Below are 1265 nucleotides of genomic sequence, written 5' to 3'. Positions count from 1 at the left end.
TATGCGCGGGCTGGAGGAAACGCTCACCGAGCGGCCCACGCTGCGCCAGCATCTCATGGAGCAGGTCGGGCTCACCTTCGCCCACAGCACCGATCGGATGATCGCCGCCGCTCTGGTCGAGGCGATTGACGATGCGGGCTATTTATCCGAACCGCTGCTGGGCTTTGCCGATCAGTTCGGCTGCGACGAAGCGCGCATCGAGGCGGTGCTAAAGCAGGTGCAGCGCTTCGACCCTACGGGGGTTGGCGCGCGCAGCTTGGGCGAATGTTTGGCGCTGCAATTGGCCGAGCGCAATCGGCTCGACCCGGCAATGCAAGCCCTGCTAGAGCATCTGCCGCTGCTGGCCCACCGCGATCTCGCCACTTTGCAGCGGATCTGCGGCGTCGACGGGGCGGATATGAGCGATATGATCGGCGAGATCCGGGCGCTCAATCCCAAACCGGGCCTGGCCTTCGAGCGCAGCGACGTGGACCCGGTGACGCCCGATATTCTCATGCACGCCCTGCCCGATGGCACTTGGATTTTGGAACTCAATCCCGAAACCCTACCGCGCGTGCTGGTGAATAACCGCTACCACAGCCGCGTGCGCCGCCAGCCGTTGAGCAAGACCGATAAGGAGTATATCTCGGAGCAGTTCCAAACCGCCAATTGGCTGGTGAAAGCCCTGCACCAGCGCGCCACGACGATTCTAAAAGTGGCAAGTGAGATCGTGCGCCAGCAGGATGGTTTCTTCCGCTATGGCATCACTCATCTGCGCCCGCTTATTCTGCGCGATATTGCCGAGGGCGTCGGGCTGCACGAAAGCACCGTGAGCCGCGTGACGACGGCAAAATATATCGCAACCCCGCGCGGTATGCTGGAGCTGAAATATTTCTTCACCTCGGCCATTCAATCGGCGGACGGCTCGGCGGCCCATTCGGCAGAAGCGGTGCGCTACCGCATCAAGGCGCTGATCGACGCCGAAAAGCCGACCGAGGTGCTTTCCGACGATAAGATTGTGGATATTTTAAGGACAGATGGTGTCGATATCGCCCGCCGGACGGTGGCGAAATATCGGGAGGCCATGCGAATTTCCTCTTCTGTGCAGCGCCGACGCGAAAAGGCTTTCGGAATCTAAAAAACTCTGTAACGCTATCTCCAAGACAAATAGGGAGACGCGCCGACAAGAGTTAGAACCGGCAACACTGTTGCATATCTGCGACGGTTTAGGGGGTTAACTCGGGGCTGAGCCGATAAAGATCGGTGTCAACTGAGTCAAAAAGAAG

At 59.6% G+C, this 1265-nt stretch carries 1 protein-coding gene; it reads left to right on the top strand.

From position 1 onward, the window contains the following. The coding region (gene rpoN / locus VZ95_RS16000) for an RNA polymerase factor sigma-54 (protein ID WP_045776747.1) at positions 1-1117 on the top strand (1117 nt) is incomplete at its 5' end. Positions 1118-1265: the final 148 nt, after the last annotated feature.

The sequence above is a fragment of the Elstera litoralis genome (genome assembly GCF_000963705.1).
GTDB classification, from domain to species: Bacteria; Pseudomonadota; Alphaproteobacteria; order Elsterales; family Elsteraceae; genus Elstera; species Elstera litoralis.
This window is presented reverse-complemented; position numbering and strand designations above follow the sequence as displayed.